We start from the raw sequence: 20,473 nt of genomic DNA, 5'->3' as shown, positions 1-20,473 counted from the left end.
CAGGGCGATCTTTTGACCCGTTGGGACGTCTCTCTCGTCGAGCTCAGTCTCGATCTTAGGCTGCTCTGAAGCGGGCGTCTTGTGTGGTTTATAGTCGGAATTCTGCATGTTCTCGAGCCTATCTCAATTACGTCCGATAATGCAACATTATTGGACATAGCGGAGACCAGCAAAGCGGGGCGGTTTGCACATCATATTGTGGACGAAAGCGCCGCGAGAGACTAGTCTTGTGGCATGACATACCAGCCTGCCACCATCTCAGACGACCGGAATACCGTACCGCAACTGCCGGGCTGGGTCACCTCCGCACGGCCCGAAACCCCTGAAGATGTGGCGTTTTTGTCGGGCGTTGCGCTTGGTCATCTGCATCTGGTGCTGACACACGAGAACGTGCCCCAGACCTTGCTCCGCGCGCGGCTGGCGCTCAGGGCGGCGGAGGCCTGTGTGACCCTCTCAGGACGACCGGAACGGGCTGCAGAATTACGTGATGCGGTGGCGTTCTTGCAGCCCGGCGACAGTCCCGGACCGGCGGGGGACATCTATCTCTCCTGGCAACGTGCGGTGGAGCGTCCGGTTTCGATGAAGGCCTTGGAACGGGCATTGCCGGACCTGGTGCCAGACCAAATCGGCAGGTGGCTCGACGCCGGGCAGGGGGCGCCGATCCATCGGGCCGCAGCCGTGTTTCAAGCCGTGATCGGTGAGCGTCCGCGAGACCACACCGCGTCACTGCTGCTCGCGGATGCGGCATTGGCACAAGTGCTCGGGTGGACGCATGCCCTCCCGCTCCTGGCGCTCGGTCTCAAACGCGGCGATCTGCGGAAGACGGGCGAGGAGCTGCGCCTGGCCTGCCATCGGGCGATCTTGGCGGCTGCGGCCGAGGCATCGCGAGAGGCGGCCGACCTGGCAAGGCGCGCTGAGCGGCTCCGGGCCGTCGCGCCCAAGCTCCGGGCAAAGGGCGCCGACGAGGCTCTGGCACTGTTCCTGACCCGGGACGCGGTCGCGCCGGCGACGCTGACGTCGCTCCGGTCCGATCGCGCCGCGCGACGGTTCTGCGACCGGCTGCTGGAGCTCGGCGCGGTGCGCGAACTGACCGGGCGCGACACATTTCGGCTCTACGGGGTCTGAGGATGGCCAAGGATCACGCAGAAGAGGCGCTAGACCGGGAGCTGGGAGACTTGCCGGCTGACTTGCGGTGGCGCGAATGGATGCGTCGGATCGAATCCGTACTCTTTGCCTCCGCGTCGCCCGTGCCGCGCGAGGACCTGGCCCGGGTGGTGGGGCAGGGGGTCTCGGTTGACCTTTTGATCGACGACCTCGCCGCCGATCTCGAGGGGCGGTCATTTGAAGTTGCTAAGGTGGCCGGCGGATGGATGCTGCGGACGCGCCCGGCCTATGCGGCGGCGATCCGGACGGCGGCGGATGTGGGCGAGCAGGACCTCGACTTGCGCGAGTACGATGTCGCCGTGTTGGCCGCCATCGCCTATCACCAGCCGATCACCCGGGACGGGCTGAAGGACATCTTCGGCAAAGAGATCAACCGCGACCTGATCGGCCGCCTGCAGGCGCGCGGTCTCATTGGGACAGGGCCAAGGTCGCCGCGACGCGGCGCACCCTACACCTATGTGACGACCGAGAAGTTCCTTATCGCGTTCGATTTGGAGTCGCTCCAAGACTTGCCGGATCGTGAGCAGCTGGTGGATGCGGGGGTTGCAGGTGAAGGACCACAAGCCGCTTTCGGCTAGTCCGTTGCCGGTCTTGTTGGGTGCAAAGGCTCCGTGAGAGCACTGTTTTCCTCATATGGTTTCGAATCTTGCCGTTTTCCATTGTCGATGCCTGACGCACATTCGGCCGTTCTGCTTATCGTTTCATTCGCCGCGCAACGATTCATGTGGCATGACAGAAATAGTCTTAATTTCAATGTGATAATCGTTTCGGCCATTTCACGAAGGCGGCTTTTGCCTCCCGACGTCTGAATCGTTTCAAAATCCGTGAAACGAAAACTTGCACCGAGGAAAAATATATGTGTATCAATATACTAATCGTTTCACACTTGCGGGATATCGTTGCATGGCCTTGTCGGATCAAGACATTCTCGAATTTGTCGGCGAGAACCCGGGTGCCGGACGCGATGCCATCCGGAAGGGCGTTGCAAGGGATGTGAGCGAAACCACCGTATGGCGCCTCTTGAAGCGCATGGTGGAGGGGGGTCGCCTCGAGGTATCTGGCAAGGGCAGGGCGACGGGATACAGGATTGCCGGGGGCGCGGTCGTCCGGGCGCACTTGTCGACGCCATATAACAGGCGAGCGCCAGTTTCTTATCGACCGGAGTTTCTCGACGCATACGTCCCGGAAAAGACCTCGTACCTGTCTGCATCAGACCGCAAAAGGCTGTTGGAGGCCGGTAGCCCGCAGGGAGGCGCAATTCCAGCCGGAACATACGCACGTCGGATCCTTGAACAGCTTCTGGTCGATCTCAGTTGGGCATCGTCCAGGATGGAGGGGAACACCTACGACATTCTGCAGACTGAGCGACTGATCAGGTTTGGCGAAGAAGCTGCGGGAAAGGATCGAAAAGAAGCCCTGATGATCCTCAATCATAAGGAAGCCATCCAGTATGTCGTCGACAATCTCGATGAGATCGGGCTTCGGCGTCCTGATCTGTTCGCGATTCATGCGCTGCTCTCGGATGGTCTCCTGGCGGACCCTGCGATGTCGGGCCGATTGCGAGCTATGCCGGTCGGGATCTCGCACTCGAGCTATCGACCGCTAGACGATGCGGTCACGATCGCAGAGGAGTTCGACATCCTGCTGCACAAGGCTGCGCAGATCACTGATCCGTTCGAACAGTCCTTCTTCCTCCTAGTGCACATCCCGTATCTCCAGGCTTTTGCCGACGTTAACAAACGGACTTCGCGCGTGGCCTCGAACATCCCACTTCTGAAGTCCGATCTTGCGCCGATGTCGTTCACGACGATGGAGGACAGCGACTACATCGACGGGCTCATCGGGGTCTATGAACTGAACAACGTCGCGTTGCTGCGCGAGGTCTACATAGATGCGTATCTGGCTTCCGCCGAAAAGTACCGAATTCTTCGCGCTGAGGTGGAGAGCCCGGAAAAAGCGGCTCTGGCCTATCGGGACTTTGTTCGCGCAGCCGTCCGGCGCTGCGTTCTCGAGTTCAAGGAGTTCCGAAACGATGCGGTTGATGAGATGGCTCTGGCTGCTGGCGTGCCCGATGCTGATCGAGCGGATGTTGTCGCATACGTCCGTGAGCAGATCGCAGGGCTCCATGAAGGCAACGTAATCCGCTATCGGCTGAAGCCAGATGATCTGGAAGGAGTGAACCTCCGCTAGATCGTCGATCAAGCCGGACCGAGGAACTTCAACGCATCAATAGCGCATACAATCATTGCGATAGTCGTTGCAATGATGGGCATCCAAAATAGTGTAGTGCGGAGAGGGTTCTGTTAATGTCTTCAATATTCAAGTTTTTCCGAATTACATTCTTCCTCGTCCTGTATTTCTTTTTGTGCATGGTCGTGGTGACCACAATGCTTCAGGATTGGCCAGACGGCGGCCAGATGCTGTTTGCGTTCGGTGTTCCTGTCATTCTCGTGTGGTGGCAGGAAAAACGGAGATCGCGGAAAGTCGCTGCGCAAGCCAAGGGAAGTTCCGAACATCGAACATCCCGATCTGAGCCGAAAGCGCGACCAAGTGCCTACGACAAACGTGTCGAGCGTGAGCGGGCACGAACTCGCGAAGCCAACGTTTCCAAACCATCGGCTGCGACTCAGGCCTATTCCCCACCGAAGCAGGACTACGCTGAGATCGTTCGCGCTGGAAAGTCTGCGGCGCCAGCCCTTGCGGCAGCCGCTGAAAGAAAACAATCTGGGCGAGTTGCATCGAGCAGGTCGTCCCGAACAAAGAAAAGCGGGTGGGTCCCTTCTAGCGAAACAGCTAGCGTCGCCGGCCGCAACATCGGCGGGATGGTCTATGTTGGCACGCCTCCCCCGCTGAACTCCTACGGGTATCGAGACAAATGCCGAGCCTATATCGATCCATCCCTGTCGGTCGCGCGCTCGGGCAGGGACAAGGCTGGCGATGGTATGCCGTATTGGCCCGGATACTCGGATATCTCACCCCAGTGTCGGGCAACCTACTTGGAGTGGTTGGCAAGTGGGCGAAGCGACGCCTCCTATAACCCCGGCTACATGTTCCTGTACTTCTACGGGCTGGAGCGTCGCTTCTTCGTCGATCAGTCGAACGAAGATGCAAAGGATATCGTCCAGGAAGTTTGGCGGCTGCAGTCACTTTACCCTGATAACCATTCCGTCAGACGCTATTTGGGTGAGTTCCTCGACATTGCGATGCTTGTTGAAACCGACCTCGACGCTATCGAGCCGATTTTCGAGAAGCAGGGCTGGGAACTTCCGTTCTCACTCAAATACGCAATCGGAGCTCGGATCGACAAAGGCGAGCACCTGACTGCGGACTGGTTGCTGAGTTGGTTCATCTGCCATCCCGAAGGCAATCTTAGAACTCCCGCGACGCGGTGCCGCGACGAGTTCATCGCCCTCTTCCGCATGCGATTTGATGAACGATTTCCGGACGGACTAAAAGTTACCAAGCCTAGGAAGAAGCTCACGGCGTCCTATCGGGCCGCTTCCAGCGAGTTTCAGGGGTCCGCCAACCCAACCGTGGATGGCAAGCCTGTGCCAGATATTTCCGGCCTGCGCAAACCGATCGAGATTGCCCAGGAGCTGGCTGATGAGGTGATGAACGATCTCGACAAGCTCAGTCGCTTCCTGGGCCGAAATCCTGATGGCCGCGGAAGCGTTGAAGCGCATGCCTTGATGCCCACTGAACTTTGGGAGGCCTTCCCATCCGAGGAAATGGACCGCTTGAAATCGTGGGCAAGCGATATCGTCGATCGAGGGGGATTGGTGCCGCTTAAGGAGGTGATCGGACGTCTGGAGGGAGAAACGAACGAGAAGATCGGGAAACGGCAGATGACGGGAGCGGCCGACGCGCTCGCGCGCCTCGGTTTTGGTCTCGCGCCTGACCCTCGGTTTGCACTCCGATCACCCAAGGCGGAAGAGCCCGTTGTGCTGTTCAGCCTGGGTGAACCCATCGAAAGACTGGAGGAAGTTTCCGACAGCTATCGAAGCGCCTTGATGGAATTGGCGCTTGGATCGTTCGTCGCCCATGCGGATGGTCGCATCACGGAGCCTGAACGCAGGGCGCTGGAAGGTCAGGTTTCTGCCGCGGCCCTCAGCGATCAGGAACTCCGCAGGCTGCGCGCAAACCTTGAATGGTTCCTGGCTGTGCCGCCGGACATGACGCTTCTGCGGCGCAAATTGAAGGATTTGGGCCAAGACAGCCAGGCCGCTATGCGCGCAGCACTGGTTAGTGCAGCACATGCTGATGGAATTATTCACTCCGACGAAGTCGCAAGCATCGAGAAAATCTACAAGGCTTTGGGCCTCGATCCTGCGCTTGCTTACTCGGACCTGCATGCTGGTGAAGTTGCGGATGGTCCCCGTACTGTTCGTGCCTCGCAACCGGGTCGTCCGGGCGAAGCGATACCCGATCTTGAAAAAGCCAACGGACCCAAACTCGACGCGTCGCGGATCGCAGCAATCCGTTCGGACACTGAGCGGGTGTCGTCTGTCCTGGGCCAGATTTTCGATGTCGAAGAGGAAGAAAGCGGTGTTTCCGGACCTGCCTACCAAAGTCAGCTGGCAGGGCTGGACCCAAAACACGGCGCCCTTGTCCTTGAACTAGTAACTCGGGAGCATTGGTCTGAAACCGAGTTCGAGACGATCTGCGCCTCGCACGGCTTGATGGCGTCTGGGGCTTTGGAAGTCGTGAATGAATGGGCTTTTGAGACCTACGATGAAGCGCTTCTCGACGAGTATGATGGATATGACGTGTCTCCGGAGGTTTCGGAGGCGGTAAAAGAAAAGATCAGTGCGGAGGGCAGGGATGTCGAAGTTGAAACCACGTGAACGCGATGCAATCGTACAGGCCCTTCGAGCCGGGGTCGTGCCCAAGCTCGGTTTGCGCCATATCCAGGTCGGCCGCGTCCGGGAGATTGAAGAGCTCGTCAAGGACATGGACCGGATATCCGATGGCGGATCGGCAATCCGATTCATCATCGGGGAATACGGATCGGGCAAGACATTCTTCATGAACCTGATCCGCCTCGTCGCCTTGGAGAAAGGCCTGGTCGTCATGTTCGCGGATCTGGCGCCGGATCGCCGCATTCACGCGACCGGCGGGCAAGCCCGAGGGCTTTATGCAGAGATGGCCCGAAATCTGTCGACGCGGACAAAGCCAGATGGCGGGGCATTGGCCAGCGTGGTGGAGAGGTTTGTCAGCCAGGCTCACCGAGATGCCGAAGAACGGGATTTGCCAACAGGGTCTGTCATTCGTGAACGCCTTGGCCACTTTGAAGAGCTTACCGGGGGGTTTGAGTTCGCTGAAGTCATCCGTCGATATTGGGAAGGCCATGAGACCGGCGACGACGAGTTGAAATCTGCGGCCCTGAGGTGGCTGCGCGGTGAGTTTGCGACACGCACCGACGCGCGCAAGGCGCTTGGTGTGCGAACGATCATCGACGACGCCAGTGTCTATGACCATTTGAAGCTGATGTCGGCATTCGTCTGCGAGGCCGGCTACAAAGGATTGCTGGTCGGCCTCGACGAGATGGTGAATCTCTACAAGCTCACCTCGTCGCAGGCGCGCAATGCAAACTACGAACAAATCCTCCGGATTCTGAATGATGTGCTGCAAGGTAGTGCCGAGAACCTCGGATTTCTAATGGGCGGGACCCCGGAGTTTCTGATGAACACCCGTCGAGGGCTATACAGTTACGAAGCCCTTCAATCGCGTTTGGCCGAGAACACCTTCGCGCGAGACGGATTGATCGATCTGTCAGGACCGGTTGTCCGGCTGGCCAGTCTGACCCCTGAAGACCTCTTCGTTCTTTTGGCCAATGTCCGGCGGATCATGCAGGAAGATGCCGGATCTTTACCGGACGACGCGCTCGAGGCCTTCATGGCGCATTGCTCGGACCGGATCGGTGAAGCTTACTTCCGCACCCCGCGCAATACGGTGACGGCCTTCGTGAACCTGCTTTCTGTGCTTGAGCAAAACCCCGGTGTCGAGTGGAGTGATCTGATCGAACAGATCGAAGTCTCCGAAGACCTCGGCGAAGACATGACCGAGGTAGACGAGTCGACTGGCGCCCAAGACCCCGGTGACGATGACCTGATCAGCTTCAAGCTCTGACGCCGATGAGCGGTGCTTTCGACAAACTGGCGAGGCCTGTGCAGAAATGGATACGCCAGAAAGGATGGCGCGAACTTCGCGACATCCAGGCGCGATCCATCCGGACGATCTGCGAAACCAATGCCGATTTGATCGTTTCGGCTTCCACGGCGGGCGGAAAAACGGAGGCGGCGTTTCTGCCGTTGATTTCACAGGTGCTTGACGGGCCGTCGGGCGGCACCGGCTTCGACCTGCTCTACATCGGTCCGCTGAAAGCTCTGATCACGGACCAGGCCATGCGGCTGGAGGACATCTGCCAAGAAGCAGAGCTTCCGGTTGTTCCCTGGCACGGGGATGTCTCGCAATCGATCAAGACGCGCGCGTTGAAATCTCCAAAAGGGATCCTTCTGATAACCCCGGAGTCCCTTGAGGCGCTTTTCATTCGTCGCGGTTTGGAAATTGCCCGCCTGTTTGGGGCCACGCGGGCGGTCGTGATCGACGAACTGCACACAGTTCTGGATAGCGAACGTGGTGTCCAGCTTCGTTCACTGCTCACAAGGCTCGAGCTCGCGATAAAGCGCCCAATCCGTCGGATAGGTCTGTCAGCGACGCTGGGCGACATGGACCTCGCCAAGGCCTATCTTCGCCCTTACGCAGCAAGCTCTGTCCAGCTGATCGAAGCAGATGGCGGCGAGACTGAATTGAAGCTTCAGCTTCGCGGCTACCTCTCGGGAGGTGAAGATGAAAACAGCCCGTCCGCATCGGACGCCATAGCAGCCCATCTGTTCAACCATCTTCGAGGCAGCGACAACCTCGTCTTCGCCGGAGCGCGCCAACGGGTCGAGATCTATGCAGACCGATTGCGGGAGTTTTGCGAACGGGAGCACCTGCCACAGGAATTCTATCCCCACCACGCGAGCCTCTCCCGCGAACATCGTGATTTCGTGGAGCGCCGCTTGAAGGACCCTGCGAAACCGACGACCGCCGTTTGCACGTCGACGCTTGAGCTTGGAATCGACATCGGTGACGTGACCTGCGTGGCTCAAATCGGTGCGCCATTCAGCGTAGCGGCGTTGCGACAACGGCTTGGCCGATCAGGCCGGCGTGAAGGACAACCGGCCATTCTCAGGCAGTACGCTGTCGAAGCCAAATTGACGCCTGAGAGCAGTTTCGTGGATCGTCTTCGCCTCGGCCTGATCAGGTCCATCGCGATGATAGATCTTCTGCTGGAAGGCTGGTGCGAACCGCCAAAACCGCAGGCGCTTCATCTCTCGACGCTCGTCCATCAGATACTGTCGGTCATTGCGCAGCGAGGCGGTGCGTCTGCAAACGTGATCTACAACGTGCTCTGCCGCGAAGGCCCCTTTCGGAAGGTCACAACTGAAGTCTTCGCAGATGTGTTGCGTGCGATCGGTCACCCTGAAACCGGTTTGATCGAACAGTCCGATAGCGGGCTGTTACTCTTGGGCCCGACAGGCGAGAAGCTGGTCGAGCATTACAGCTTCTATGCGGTGTTCCAGACACCTGAAGAATTCCGTTTGGTTGCAGACGGGCGGGATCTTGGAACCCTGCCGATCGACAATGTTCTTGCCCCAGGGATGCTACTGATTTTCTCCGGGCGGCGTTGGGTTGTTCAAGAAATCCATGATCGTGACAAGGTTATCGTCGTCAAACCCGCGAAGGCTGGCGTGCCTCCCGTTTTCGGCGGCGATGCGGGGGACATTCATGACAAAGTAATCGACCGAATGTTTGCGGTACTCGAGGGGAGCGCTCTGCCGGCCTACATGGATGAGGCTTCTCTGAAGATGTTGGAAGAAGCGCGTGGACATTATGACGAACTCGGGTTTCGGACCGAGAATATCCACGTTCTCGGCGAGCATACATCGATCATCGCAACGCGGGTTGGGACAGTGAAGACTTCAACTCTTTCGCTCGCACTTAGAACCGCAGGGCTTTCGGTCGAGCAGCATGACGGGTTTCTGATGGTGGAGGCTGGGGATGGAACACCCGAACTTCGAGCGGTGCTGGCAGAAATGGCATCTGGCGAACCTCCAGACCTGTTCAGCGATGCGGGAAACCTAGCCACGGAAAAGTTTCACGCTTACCTTTCGATGTCACTTATACAGTTAGATGCCGTTTCTTCAAAACTAGCACCTGATCATCTGCCTGGCATGATCGATCGGATTGCTAAGCCATAAGGGCGGGGAAGCAGTCGTTCGCTTCGATGCAGCCAGCAACTGAAGATTTTTTTCAAATCGGACATCCAGTACTTCCGTGTTTAGTAGCCTTGAGAAGAACCGGCGTAGTTTATCAGTTGAGGATTGAAAATCCTCGTGTCGTAGGTTCGATTCTGCTCCCGGACACAAAAAAATAGTAATAACATATGCTTATATTTCTTCAGTCGCTCAACCCCTAAACGCGGGTTCGCGCTTGGGCGCCATTTTGGGTGACAACTCACAAGTTTTGGACGGTTTCTACGCTGAACGTAGCCACTGCAAAAAAACGTTCGTTTAAGGCGTTCAATTTGAGTGTGCAGCCTGGAACTTAACTTAGCTATGCCCAATATGCCGTTCGTCGCGTGCTGTCGAATCCACAGCGCTGACATTTAGGCCGCTACGTCTCTGTTCCATTCAAAGATCAAGTTGCCAACGCTATCCCGCTCTTCGCGCGGCTTTATGCCAAAATAGTCTGCTGGACCTCCTCGTCTTGACCGGGAGTTCCACTTTCGACGAAGTATTTCTTTCCATGCTTGGTTTGCAGAAAGACTAGAAAGTGACATGCGAGACCGAGAATTGATGTGGCTTAACATAGACTGCTTTGGAAGCCATGCGTCGTCAGGGTACTTAAATCGGATTTGTTCCTTACTCATCTGCGACTTGAGAATACTTAGGGCATTAGCATTGAAGAAGTGCGCATTTCGAAGAAACTTGTCGGCAGCATTGCAGCAAGAGACGTAAGGGTTGAGGTGCAAGAATTCGTTGTCCGCAAAGCCAAAATGAATGCCTTTGGCAAGAGCCAAATTTCTGAGCTCGAAGTGTGTGCTTACCTTTGCTTCGGCAGGTAAGCATAGCTCTCTTCCAACGCGTTTTGCTCCGGAGCTACGGTATACGTCCAGCAATTCAGGCGCGTTCTTAGAGAGGCTTATGAACTCTTTCGATGAGTTTTCTAACGGGAACTTAAGAAATTCGGCAGAAACGTGTACCGCGCCGTGGTCCGCGGCCAGATTGAGCAGTTGTGAAGCGACCTGCTCATGACCGGGTACTATCGGCTGTAGCCTAGCTGAAACTGGGACGCCGACCTCGGTGAGCCGAGCAATTGTTCCTAGCCGTTGCTCTATTGATGGAAGCCCTTTTTCCATTGAATTTAGCAAACTGTCGATTGCCGCTGAGAAAGAAATTCGGACATAGAAGTTTCCTTCAGCCAGCACCTCGCGGTACGTTTCTTCACCGATCAGTGTGCTCTTGGTGCTAATGATGGTTGGGTAGTCATACTTTGCAAGAATTCTCAGAGCCTGAAGGGAGACTTTCAAGCGCTCTTCCCAAGGGCTGAATGGGTCGGTCATTCCACCCATCTGGATTGGTACCCGTTTACGGAGAAATTCATCAGTGGCGCCAACGATACGGCCTTTAGATATACGATCTAAGCGAGCTGCGAGGGTCTTAGGATCAAGACGCTTGTTGGGGCCAGAGCTTCTTGAACCACCGCGCGCCTTTGCAAAGCAGTAGCTGCACGAGAATTGACAATTGCTATACGTGTCTAGGCGGAGTGGAACACTACAAAACGGAAGCTGGCTGGTCGGGCTCAAATAGTACTTGTAAGCATTCATCCCTTAATCAGCTCCAACGCGGAACTGATGTTTTCGACGACGGTCCACGTGACCAATATCAAAGCCAGCAGAAGCAAGAGCCACGCCAATGTCCGTGCAATCGCAGCCTGTTGAGCATTTCTGGCCAGAACTTCCCAGAAAATATCCCTGACTTTTTTTCATTTTCGTTTTCGTCAATGCACAGCTCATACACAGCGCCGTCGAGTTCAAACCGCGTGAGCGTACCGCGTTCCTCCACCTTGGGTTTCATAGGGTCTGCAGAAAGGGGCTCGCTGTCATGGGGTGTCGCGTAACCTTTTTCTATGAGACGTTTTTTCAATTTCTTCGTGCCGTCTTTCGTTCCAGACCGCAAATAGTAGTAGCACTGCCAAACAATATATCGTGGGGAGTGAAGTCTCTCCTCATACGCGCGCGCGTTCGGATATAGCTTAACGAAGGAAGGGCAGAAGAAAGTGTAGAGCAAGAAAGCTCCAGAATAGGCAATAGAGGCCAGCCAAAGCACCCACCAAGTGAAAGGCAGTTGGACAAACCAACTGTAGTCACGAATCAGCAGTGCGACAACAGGAGCGGCGGCAAACCAGGAGATAAAGAAGCGCATTACGACTGGTTTGAAGTAGCTATGCAAATTCTGCCAGTTGTCATTATCTCGGCGCCATCTCTCCCACCATATTTTCAGCCAATCAGTCACCGTCGACGCCTCTTTGTTTCATGTTTGTTCCAGAAGACACGCTAACAGTCTTCTTTTCAAGTTTGGTGAAGTAGGAGTGTTTGTATGCGTGAACGGGGGAAGCGCTGGACGCTTGCTTGATGCCAGCATAAGCGGATGGCGTTGTCGCGCCGCACAGCTGCCGTGGCCTCTCATGGATATCGGTGGTTTATTACAGCTTATGTTCGCGTCGCCTTTTCATGTTTAAGGCTATTCCGACAGCCAGCGAGCATATGCCTGGATGTCGATCATAGGCACCGTACCACTGAATTGCAGCTGCGAGATCAGCTTGAACAGGAAAGCGGTGGCGGTTTTTCCGCCGGCTTGCAGATCGTAGGATTTTGCCTTGTTATCGTAAGCGAAATAACCGTGCGACGCGACGCATCCGAGTTCCAACCTTTCTTCATCGCTCGCATCTTCCAGCGCTTTGATCAGGGGCTTGCCAAGTGGAGGGCTCCAGTCGCTGTCAAAGGTCAGTAGGCCGCCATAGATCGGGATTAGCGGCTTTGCACGATAGACCCCTTCGGCATAGGGGATCGGCAAGCTGGTGCGATGCAGACGGCGGACAGACGCAACCTTGTTGCGGGCATATTTGATCTGCTCGGAATTGCTTGTCTGCTTGGCCTCAAAAACAGCATAGACGCTTTCCGCAGGCACGATGATCTGACCTTCGTAGTGGAAGATGAAGGGCGAGTACTGGCGGTCGAACACAACCACATCGATCTGGTCGCTGAACTTCCCTTCACTATCGACGACATGCGCTTTTGCCGCCTTGTAGCGTTCGGGTAGGTACTTTTGCAGCATATCCAGCCATACCGTCTCACTCGCGTCGCCCTTGGTGACGTTGTGCCCGAAGGTCTTGCGCGCGGTCGCCAAGCGCTGCTGGATATCATCGTGCAGCCCCGACAAGAGCTCCTGTAATGACCAATTCGTCATGCTCCCAAATCCTTGAAGGGCGCTGTCGGCACCAATTGCTCGGCAATCTCGATGGCGCGGTCAGGCCTGACGGCTTGGTTCGGGTAGGCGTCGAGCACAATCGCGGGCATCAGCCTCTGCGTCAGGTCGGAAAAGGTAAATCCGTATTCGCGGCCTTGTCGCGCGCCGGTCGCGGCAACCATCTTGTCGAGCTGCTGGGGAGAGAACCCAAGCTGAGTCAATGTATCGCCCAGAACGATCCGTCTCTGCGCATCATTCGGCCTCTCGAATGCAAGGATGTCCGCAGCCCGCCGCCGCACAGCGGGGTCCAAGGCGTTCAGGCGGTTGGTGCACATGATGACCGCCGCAGGAATATTGCCGTGGCCGAGCCGGTCAACACCTCTAATGAAGGCATTGACGCCCGCGCGGTCTTCATGGTGCATCTGAGCGGCTTCACGGGACTGCGCCAGCGCATCAGCTTCATCAACGAGAAGTATTACCGCTCCGCGCGACCGCCCGTTGCTGCCCTTTAGCTTCATGGCTTCCTGCTGCGTGTAATCGAACGCTGCCGACAGTAGCTGGGTCATTTCTCCGACTCGGCCCTGACCGCGGGCTGACAGACTTAGCGGGAAAAGGGTGATCTCGATATCTTCCTGCCGCGCGACCGCATCACCGACTGTTTCGGCGAGTTCGGTTTTGCCTGAGCCCACGTCCCCGGCAAGAACGACAAGCGGGGGGCGGTTCAGTATTGAACTTAGCGACCCGTTGGCGGCGGGGTGGTGTTTACGCATCCAGCTTTCCAAGCTTGCGGGATTGACCAGCAGGCCGAGGATTTTTGTGAGGCGGGACTTCTGGTCATCAAGACCTACAAGCCGCGCGAGGCGCGCCTGCGGCTCGAAATCAGGATAGGTGATGCGGCGCTCGAATAGCTCGTCAATCGAAGGGCGTCCGGACATCAGAAACTCCTTACACTGGCCCGGCCGAGCGCGCGACCGCCGGAAGAATAAGTGCGGTCATCGGACAGGTAGCCGTTCACCGACGGTTCGTCTGCGCCGTTGCGCTGAAACGGCAGACTTTTCTTGAAGTTGGCGCGTTCGGTGTCGGTTAGGTTGTCCCATGCCGCGCTGTAGGCGAGGTAGCTGTAGAAACTCGCACCGCTTACATCTGCGCCGGGACGAATACGCCCAGGGTCGTCATCATTGGCAGATGCGCTTGCAAGTTCGTATGCGGTGTAGCGTAGCGCAGGCTCAATCCAGGCGTCGTCGCGGCGGAATCCGTAGGTGACGGTGCCCAGATAACCGGCTTTAAGCAGCGCGGTCACCTCTTCCTCGTATTCCGCGATGCTGGCATCAGTTGGCTTGCCATAAAGCCGCTGCAGACGCTTAAGGTCGGTCGCGACCTTCGCAGCCATATGGCGGGCGTGGGTCACGTTGAAAGTGATGCTCTCGGTTAATGTAAAGCTGCTCGACATCTGCCTCACCCCTGGAACGAAGGCCCGAAGACCTTCTGCCAGTAATATACGGTTTCTTGCTTGGTTGGCGCCGCTAGAGCCGAATCGATGGCATCACCGGCATCCAGCGCCGCGTCCACGATCATGTCCGCTTCAGCATTGGTGTAGAGGCGGCTGACATTGTTCTCCGCGTTGACCGGGTCGATGATCTGGACAGGCTCGGTAAACGAGCCCACCGAGCCCGTGGCGTAGTAGTCACCAAAGATGATCTTTTCCCGCATATTGCTGCGGGCAACGTAGGTGAAGAAGTGCTGCAGCGCTTCGGGGTAGTCTGAGAAGTCGAGCCCGTCGTCACACAGCTTGGACAGGATCATCTCGACCATAAACGACTTGAACCGGAAACCTTCCTGTTCGCGTTTCATGTGGCGGGTCCAGAACTTCACGAGACGCACGACCTGCGCGAAGTGCTTTTCTTGCCTGTTCTTCCGCTTGCGGGCAAATTCCAGATGCAGCGGGATACTGGTCTTCAGAAACGAACCGTCGTCCTGACTGACAAGGTTGCCGTACCAGTTTTCGTCCCCGTTGTAGAGGATCGGCACGACATCAACATCGAGGCCAGTTCCACGAAACGAGACCGTCACGCAGAAAGTTTGCGGCTGTACCTGATCCGGGCTGAAATTCGGGAAGGCATTACGCAGGCGTTCTGCGAGATATTCCAAGAGACCGGCAACATCGCTAGGTGCATCCGATCCGCTGATATAGCAGGCGACGTCGATATCGTTTAGCGATCGAAGCGCTGTACCCTTGGCAAGGCTGCCTGAGAGCAGCATCTTTTTCAACGTGAAATCAGGGTGTTCGGCAAGATAGCCGTCGAGTTTTTCGCGCAGACGGCGTGCCTGTGCACGATATTCGTCGGCTTTCGGCTTGGGCAGGTTGACCCTGTCCTGCGCGAAGCGTTCGATATCCGAGTGATCGGTGTGCTGCCTGCTCATCCCTGTTCTTTCTTGCTATTGTCTAACCCGCCATGCAAAGTATGTCGAATATGGTAGTGTAAGAAAAAGGAGTCAAGTCCTCCATGTCGATATCGTCATGAGCAAGGAGCCCACACCTTCCGAGATTTTCCAGACCAGGCTGAGGGCAGCGCGCGATCTGCGGGAGTGGAGCCAGAGCGAACTAGCAGACCAGGCAGGCATGCCACCAAGTTCCATTGCGCATTTTGAAGCCGGGTCGCGCAAACCGTCGTTCGATACCTTACGCAGGTTGGCGAATGCGCTGGAGGTGACAACAGATTACCTACTGGGGCGGGCCGATGACCCCGCACTCGCCCAATCCGGTGACCCGTTGTATCGGGATGTCAGCAAGTTATCTGCGCGTGACCGGGAGCTTGCGAAAGACTTTCTTCAAATGCTGGCCCAACGAAATGAGGCAAGGCGTTCCGGTGATGACGGATGAATCTGGCTTTTCGGCTTCGGATGGCAAAGCAACGCGGGGAACGAGTCGTGCGCGAACTCGGCATCGTCGAGTTGCCCGTCCATCCTGTGGATATTGCCGGTCGCCACGATATCCTGGTTGAGGCGAAAAAGGACGTCGGAGAAGGTGTTTCAGGCATGCTTCTTCGGCACGGAAACGCGTTCGGTATCCTTTATGCCACTCACATCCAGAGCGAAGGATTTCAGCGGTTCAGTGTTGCACACGAGCTTGGCCACTACTTCCTTGATGGTCATATCGACCATGTTTTGCCGTCTGACGGCGTGCATGCTTCTTATGCCGGGTTCGTTTCCGCAGACCCCTACGAAATGGAAGCCGACAGTTTTGCAGCGGGTTTGTTGATGCCGGAAAGACTGTTCGGCCGAGTCCTTCGCCGGCAGGAGGCGGGCCTGTCTAGCGTGGAAGCACTTGCAGACAGATGTGTGACGTCGCTAACTGCAACGGCAATTCGTTATGCCGAACTGTCGGAGGATGCCGTAGCGGTTGTCGTAAGTTCTGGAAATTCCATCGATTACTGTCGCCTGTCGGAGACGATGAAAACCTTGCCGCAGATCACGTGGCTGAAAAGGGGATCGCCAGTGCCGTCGGGAACAGCCACGGCAAGGTTCAACGCAGGTTCAAGAAACGTAGCCGAAGCGGCCCGGGCATACGCGGACATCGATATCCTGGATTGGCTGGGTGGCAGTAAGTCGGCACCGACGAGAGAAGAGGTTATCGGCCTCGGTAGCTATGGTCGTACTTTGACGGTACTGCACTGCCCTACGGTTACCGATCAGACCTATCAGGACGATGATGAAGAAGATGAAGACGATCTCGAAGAGCGGTGGACGCCGCGCTTCAGGCGGTAGGAATACGACCAGATATCCTAGTTTTCGGGGTTTAGATGGCAGATGACAAGTGCTCTGAGCTATCCGTCGTACAACCAGCAACGGCTGTTCACTTATCGGCAAGCTGTAGCTTTGATCGAGTTCACAATCGATTCGATTTCGCAGCCGCAGCGAATGTCGGCTTCCGCGCCCCGCAACTGCACAGGCCGAACTGTTGACCAAGGTCCGCAAAGGGCCGGGGTAAGCCATGCGGATGTTGTGTAGTAGCATTCATGCTTTGTCGGAGCGAAAGACGACCGCAATCCGATCCAAGATCTGTGTGTTTGCGTTTTGCGACGCGCTTTCGGCTGCTGCTAATAATTCTTCCATTTTGGCGTGCACCTCTGAGAGCGTCTTCGATGGCTGCTGCTCAAAGAAACCGTAAATCGCATCGATCCCCAGATAATCCGGGATCTCTCTTTCCTTTTCGCTGCGTTGGCTGACGTCTTTCTTGGCTTCAATCCAATAGGGGTCGAGTTCCTGGGCCCAAGCCTCCGCCAGCTTTTCAAGCGATGGAAGCGTTAGATGCCCGAACCGGTTGTAACCTTGGTTTTTTGAAGGCCCGGACGCGAGAAACCTATCCAAAGACTCCAACAGTGAAACCGTACGCTCGGGACGAATATCCCAGTGTGCCAGACCTTCCAAAGCCGGTTGGAGGCCCTCGATCACAGAACTCAGCTCGGCTTCAGTCGGTCTGCCCTGGTGTTTTCCGGCCTTAACGGTCTCGCCGTAGGCCTCGCGCAGCAGACGTGTCACTTCTGGCTGATCCCGGATGATTTCTTGTCGATCGCCTGTCTCGCGGACGGCCAACAGCCGGGGCGGCAAATAGGACATCTCGACCAGCGATGGCGAGCGCCCACCAAGAGCAATAATCGTCATTGGTGACTTGCCAGCGAGAAGACACAGCTCAGCGCCCCAAAGGCTTTGTGGCTTGATGCGCTCCATTGACTGCAGGAGATCGTCTGGCAACTTGCGCCGCATGTCTTCAACCAGATCGTAGAGGTTGTTCCGGCGAAGCGGCCGCGGTTTCTTGTGCTGCTCCAGGATCAGGTCTGTCAGATCGCCGGCAGAGAATTCCAGATACTCGTCTGTGAGATCTGCAGCACCGACCCCCGAAAGCAGAGCGATAGACTCGATGCGATCACGGCCTTTTTTGTCAGACGACAGCACAAGCCCAGGCAGATCGAAGGTGGTGTAAGTGATCTTGGAATGCGGGCTGTCGATGCGGTCGATCCTCCCCAAGCCCTGAAGCATGCTCTTGATGTCCGAAGTAACGCCGACAATGCCTAGGGCACGTGCGCGTTGGAGGTTGATGCCTTCCGCCATTTGAAAGGTCATGAACATGGCTCGGCGACTGTCGTCGGACGCCTTCTTTCCGTCGAGAGCCAGGTATTCCTGGGCTTCTGCACCATTTCTAGCGACGGTAATGCCTGTACCGGGACCCAATTTGTGATTGGCGGCCACGAGGATGACGTCCGGTTTGGGGCCCTTCCGGGAGGAGAGGAGGCGTGCGTAGACCTCCAGAACGCCAATCCGTTCAGATAGGAAAATCACTTGCCGATGTTGATTGAGCATCTCCGCCATATGTTCTGCGCGCTGCTCATCAATCGCGTCAAGTTCCGGGCTCTGCAGCAATTCACCGATGCGGTCGCAAATCGGCGTCGTCGTGCGTTTGTCGAGAGGAAGCTCGCCGCTCTTCGGCGTGATAGTGATTGTTGCGGTTTTTCCACCGCGGCTTTCACGTTCTGAGCGTCTAAGGCTCTCGCCAATCGACGTGCGGCCACGCGCATCTGCATCCGCGGCCCGCCTACGTTCCCAATCTTCCCGCGCGAAGGTGATTGATGACCTCAAGATCGCCAGAAAGTTCCGAATGTGAATCCGAGCCTTGTCATGAAAGCGAACTTCTGTTTGGCCTGCTCGTTTTGGGTCGGCAGATACAAGAGTTGTGCCTGTCGAGATGCTCTCAGCCAGTCTTCTGATTTCGTCCAGGATAACCGATTGCGCGGACGTGAGTTCGGCATCGATCCTGATGCTTTCGATCTCAGGGTAAGCATAGATCCCAGGTCCGCGTTTCTTGGACTCTCCGACGCAATGGCGCTGACGCCGGACCACGTAGGGCGCTAATGCGTCGGCCATGTCGGCCTGGATTTCGCGCGGATCGAGCCGCTTGCCGGCGAGACGCGCTTCGGCCTCTTCAATTGGTTGCGCGAGGTCTGCTTCAGACAGGAACATGTCTTCCATGCCAGACTGCTGACGATCCTCGAAGTTCTGCTTAAGAGTGCGGAGTGCGTTCAACTCCTGTGCTCTCTCGCGTCCCCGCTTGAGGTTATCGTTGATCCTGGCGGTGATTTCGGGGGGCACATAGATCGAGGCGCGTCGTTCATGGAAGGCGAGCAGTCCGTCCAAGCCCTGGTTTCCCATCAATGTCGCTGACAGGCACGACGTCCAGATCGCCGGGCTTTGCTCGAAGACCAGAGAACGTCTCGATGGGGCGAGATAGCGGGAGTTCAATCGATGACTCTCGTCCACGATCATAGAGGCAGAAGACCGGACGCCTCGATTTATCTCATCAAGCTCTTCGGCCTCTTCGCCTTTGCTGCGTGAAAGATGGCTGTGCTTAATGAGATTGAGGTTCGCTGGCTTGCTCTTGTCCCAATTGCGAAAAACGCTTGCCGGAATAATGCCGAGCGCACCATTGCGTGTTTGGTCAGGACGTTCATTTCCATGTCTAAGAACGACGCTCGAGTGCATCGTCGGCAAGACAGTCGCCAAGTGCTTGCCGATGTCCGTCTTACCTGCTCCTGTTGGTGCTTCGACAAATGCAAACCCGTGCTCGTAGGCTGTGCCTGCGGCCTCGTAGACGAGGTCAGTCTGGAACGGCAGCGGCGATCGCCCAGAGGCGCCGTCACCGCCAACACGCCACGGCGCATAGGACGTCATTTCGTGAACTGCTCGGGCGAGGGCTTCTTCCGCGCTTACGGGCCTCAGAAGTGCCCTAAGGATCTCGAGAGCTTGTTCAGTCCAGTCGATACCAAGCGACCAGAAGTCTTCGGCAACTGCGCGACGCTTTGTGGCAAGATCAGGGAAAGCTTGAAGATCGTCGGCGTACTCGAGGTTGCGTCTAAGGCCGCCAACCGAGAAGTTAGCGCTGCCTGCGAGCGCGCCTGCGTCACTGATGAAGAGCTTCGCGTGAAGCATCGCGTGTGTGCGACCGAACCGCTTCCGAGCCAAATCACTGTCGAAGATACGAAGCGAGATCGCTCCCGATGCGATCGCATCGTAAGCCAGGACAGCCCGTAGTTCGTCAAGGGAGCGCAGCGATAGCCCTCGCGTTTCAAGGAAATAGTCACGGGCCTCTTCCGAGAGTCCGCGTCCGCTTCCCTCGAGCCGGTCTTGGTTCTCTGTATTCGTCCCGAATATGATCCGGATCGTTTCAGGCGGGTCGGATACAACGCTTGGCCGAACCCGAAGTATGATCGACATCGCGGACAGAAAGTCCTGGTATCCCGTCACGACGAGAGCGGTTGATCCATTCAAAGTGCGCTCTACGAGCTCTCGGACGGATCGTTCCCCATTAGTTGCCCAAACCAGTTCATTGTCGCTGGCGGTTTTGACCAAGGGCGCTGGTTCAACATCGACGCCGACAGCCTCTCGCTCGCGTTCCTTGGAACCACGAAACAAAAATCTTGATATGAAACTGTCGGCTCGTTGTCGCGTCACACTTGCCTCCTCAATTGCAGTCTATCGAGAGTTGCGGCCAGGCCAAGTGCTTGAATTCAAAGACCTCAATGAGACTGTAGTAATCAGTTACTTCCAGTCTGCAAAAATGGCCGACAATACATCGGCGTGACCCAGCCCCCTGATCCGGGCCGCTCAGGTGTAGAATCCGTTCCTGTTTTTTTTCCGTTGATATGGTTGCGGTCAAGGCCTGCTGAGCGGAGCCCTTGCGG

16 protein-coding genes are annotated in these 20,473 nt (G+C 56.6%); 8 read left to right on the top strand and 8 right to left on the bottom strand.

Annotated features, from left to right (window positions below):
• Window positions 1-234: 234 nt before the first annotated feature.
• From GTF44_RS20770 to GTF44_RS20745, 6 genes are all read left to right on the top strand, one after another.
• Window positions 235-1,125 (top strand): DUF1403 family protein, encoded by an 891-nt coding sequence (locus GTF44_RS20770; RefSeq protein ID WP_171563030.1) that lies wholly within the window; start codon window positions 235-237, stop codon window positions 1,123-1,125.
• A 2-nt stretch (window positions 1,126-1,127) separates the two neighbouring features.
• Window positions 1,128-1,742: an SMC-Scp complex subunit ScpB gene (locus tag GTF44_RS20765; RefSeq protein ID WP_171563027.1), complete on the top strand. Its 615-nt coding sequence runs from the start codon at window positions 1,128-1,130 to the stop codon at window positions 1,740-1,742.
• Window positions 1,743-2,067: 325 nt separating this feature from the next.
• A complete protein-coding gene (locus tag GTF44_RS20760; RefSeq protein WP_171563024.1) occupies window positions 2,068-3,354 on the top strand; it encodes a Fic family protein in 1,287 nt (428 codons plus the stop codon).
• 116 nt (window positions 3,355-3,470) lie between these two features.
• Window positions 3,471-6,008: a TerB N-terminal domain-containing protein gene (locus GTF44_RS20755; RefSeq protein WP_171563020.1), complete on the top strand. Its 2,538-nt coding sequence runs from the start codon at window positions 3,471-3,473 to the stop codon at window positions 6,006-6,008.
• The gene (locus tag GTF44_RS20750) at window positions 5,986-7,293 is read left to right on the top strand and encodes an ATP-binding protein (RefSeq protein ID WP_171563018.1); all 1,308 of its coding nucleotides are present in this window, start codon (window positions 5,986-5,988) and stop codon (window positions 7,291-7,293) included. The genes GTF44_RS20755 and GTF44_RS20750 overlap by 23 nt, the downstream gene beginning before the upstream one ends.
• A 5-nt stretch (window positions 7,294-7,298) precedes the next feature.
• Window positions 7,299-9,470 (top strand): DEAD/DEAH box helicase, encoded by a 2,172-nt coding sequence (locus GTF44_RS20745; protein ID WP_171563016.1) that lies wholly within the window; start codon window positions 7,299-7,301, stop codon window positions 9,468-9,470.
• Window positions 9,471-9,877: 407 nt separating this feature from the next.
• Here the strand turns inward: GTF44_RS20745 and GTF44_RS20740 are convergent, their stop codons facing one another.
• The 6 genes from GTF44_RS20740 to GTF44_RS20715 form a co-directional block, all read right to left on the bottom strand.
• A complete protein-coding gene (locus GTF44_RS20740; RefSeq protein WP_367383431.1) occupies window positions 9,878-11,098 on the bottom strand; it encodes a radical SAM protein in 1,221 nt (406 codons plus the stop codon).
• A gap of 58 nt (window positions 11,099-11,156) precedes the next feature.
• Entirely contained in the window at window positions 11,157-11,786 is a 630-nt protein-coding gene (locus GTF44_RS20735; RefSeq protein WP_171563012.1) for a hypothetical protein, read from the bottom strand.
• A gap of 228 nt (window positions 11,787-12,014) precedes the next feature.
• Complete coding sequence (locus GTF44_RS20730) at window positions 12,015-12,740, bottom strand: DUF6602 domain-containing protein (RefSeq protein WP_171563010.1); 726 nt, start codon at window positions 12,738-12,740, stop codon at window positions 12,015-12,017.
• Window positions 12,737-13,675, bottom strand: a complete 939-nt coding sequence (locus GTF44_RS20725) for an ATP-binding protein (RefSeq protein WP_171563008.1) — start codon at window positions 13,673-13,675, stop codon at window positions 12,737-12,739. Before GTF44_RS20725 ends, GTF44_RS20730 begins: the two co-directional genes overlap by 4 nt.
• Entirely contained in the window at window positions 13,675-14,190 is a 516-nt protein-coding gene (locus GTF44_RS20720; protein ID WP_171563006.1) for a hypothetical protein, read from the bottom strand. Before GTF44_RS20720 ends, GTF44_RS20725 begins: the two co-directional genes overlap by 1 nt.
• 5 nt (window positions 14,191-14,195) lie before the next feature.
• The gene (locus GTF44_RS20715; RefSeq protein WP_171563004.1) at window positions 14,196-15,161 is read right to left on the bottom strand and encodes a CBASS oligonucleotide cyclase; all 966 of its coding nucleotides are present in this window, start codon (window positions 15,159-15,161) and stop codon (window positions 14,196-14,198) included.
• Window positions 15,162-15,258: 97 nt separating this feature from the next.
• On the opposite strand from GTF44_RS20715, the gene GTF44_RS20710 reads away from it, so the two are divergent.
• Window positions 15,259-15,621 (top strand): helix-turn-helix transcriptional regulator, encoded by a 363-nt coding sequence (locus GTF44_RS20710; RefSeq protein WP_171563002.1) that lies wholly within the window; start codon window positions 15,259-15,261, stop codon window positions 15,619-15,621.
• On the top strand, window positions 15,618-16,505 hold the full coding sequence (locus tag GTF44_RS20705; protein WP_171563000.1) for an ImmA/IrrE family metallo-endopeptidase: 888 nt from the start codon (window positions 15,618-15,620) through the stop codon (window positions 16,503-16,505). The genes GTF44_RS20710 and GTF44_RS20705 overlap by 4 nt, the downstream gene beginning before the upstream one ends.
• A 249-nt stretch (window positions 16,506-16,754) precedes the next feature.
• Here the strand turns inward: GTF44_RS20705 and GTF44_RS20700 are convergent, their stop codons facing one another.
• On the bottom strand, window positions 16,755-20,243 hold the full coding sequence (locus tag GTF44_RS20700; protein ID WP_171562998.1) for a hypothetical protein: 3,489 nt from the start codon (window positions 20,241-20,243) through the stop codon (window positions 16,755-16,757).
• Between the two features lie 10 nt (window positions 20,244-20,253).
• Window positions 20,254-20,473 (bottom strand): hypothetical protein (locus GTF44_RS22010; protein ID WP_216365331.1); only part of this gene is annotated, 220 nt, incomplete at its 5' end.

Source organism: Roseobacter sp. HKCCD6576-2 (assembly GCF_013179285.1).
Lineage (GTDB): Bacteria > Pseudomonadota > Alphaproteobacteria > Rhodobacterales > Rhodobacteraceae > Rhodophyticola > Rhodophyticola oceani.
The sequence above is the reverse complement of the archived record's forward strand: the minus strand, read 5'-3'. Positions and strand labels throughout refer to the sequence as shown.

What these genes read in the sequence shown, in the direction of transcription:
- GTF44_RS20710 (WP_171563002.1), top strand. Translation starts at nt 15,259, where the DNA reads ATGAGCAAGGAGCCCACACCTTCCGAGATTTTCCAGACCAGGCTGAGG.
- GTF44_RS20740 (WP_367383431.1), bottom strand. Translation starts at nt 11,098, where the DNA reads ATGAATGCTTACAAGTACTATTTGAGCCCGACCAGCCAGCTTCCGTTT.
- GTF44_RS20755 (WP_171563020.1), top strand. Translation starts at nt 3,471, where the DNA reads ATGTCTTCAATATTCAAGTTTTTCCGAATTACATTCTTCCTCGTCCTG.
- GTF44_RS20760 (WP_171563024.1), top strand. Translation starts at nt 2,068, where the DNA reads ATGGCCTTGTCGGATCAAGACATTCTCGAATTTGTCGGCGAGAACCCG.
- GTF44_RS20765 (WP_171563027.1), top strand. Translation starts at nt 1,128, where the DNA reads ATGGCCAAGGATCACGCAGAAGAGGCGCTAGACCGGGAGCTGGGAGAC.
- GTF44_RS20770 (WP_171563030.1), top strand. Translation starts at nt 235, where the DNA reads ATGACATACCAGCCTGCCACCATCTCAGACGACCGGAATACCGTACCG.
- GTF44_RS20730 (WP_171563010.1), bottom strand. Translation starts at nt 12,740, where the DNA reads ATGACGAATTGGTCATTACAGGAGCTCTTGTCGGGGCTGCACGATGAT.
- GTF44_RS20750 (WP_171563018.1), top strand. Translation starts at nt 5,986, where the DNA reads ATGTCGAAGTTGAAACCACGTGAACGCGATGCAATCGTACAGGCCCTT.
- GTF44_RS20745 (WP_171563016.1), top strand. Translation starts at nt 7,299, where the DNA reads ATGAGCGGTGCTTTCGACAAACTGGCGAGGCCTGTGCAGAAATGGATA.
- GTF44_RS20705 (WP_171563000.1), top strand. Translation starts at nt 15,618, where the DNA reads ATGAATCTGGCTTTTCGGCTTCGGATGGCAAAGCAACGCGGGGAACGA.
- GTF44_RS20715 (WP_171563004.1), bottom strand. Translation starts at nt 15,161, where the DNA reads ATGAGCAGGCAGCACACCGATCACTCGGATATCGAACGCTTCGCGCAG.
- GTF44_RS20725 (WP_171563008.1), bottom strand. Translation starts at nt 13,675, where the DNA reads ATGTCCGGACGCCCTTCGATTGACGAGCTATTCGAGCGCCGCATCACC.
- GTF44_RS20720 (WP_171563006.1), bottom strand. Translation starts at nt 14,190, where the DNA reads ATGTCGAGCAGCTTTACATTAACCGAGAGCATCACTTTCAACGTGACC.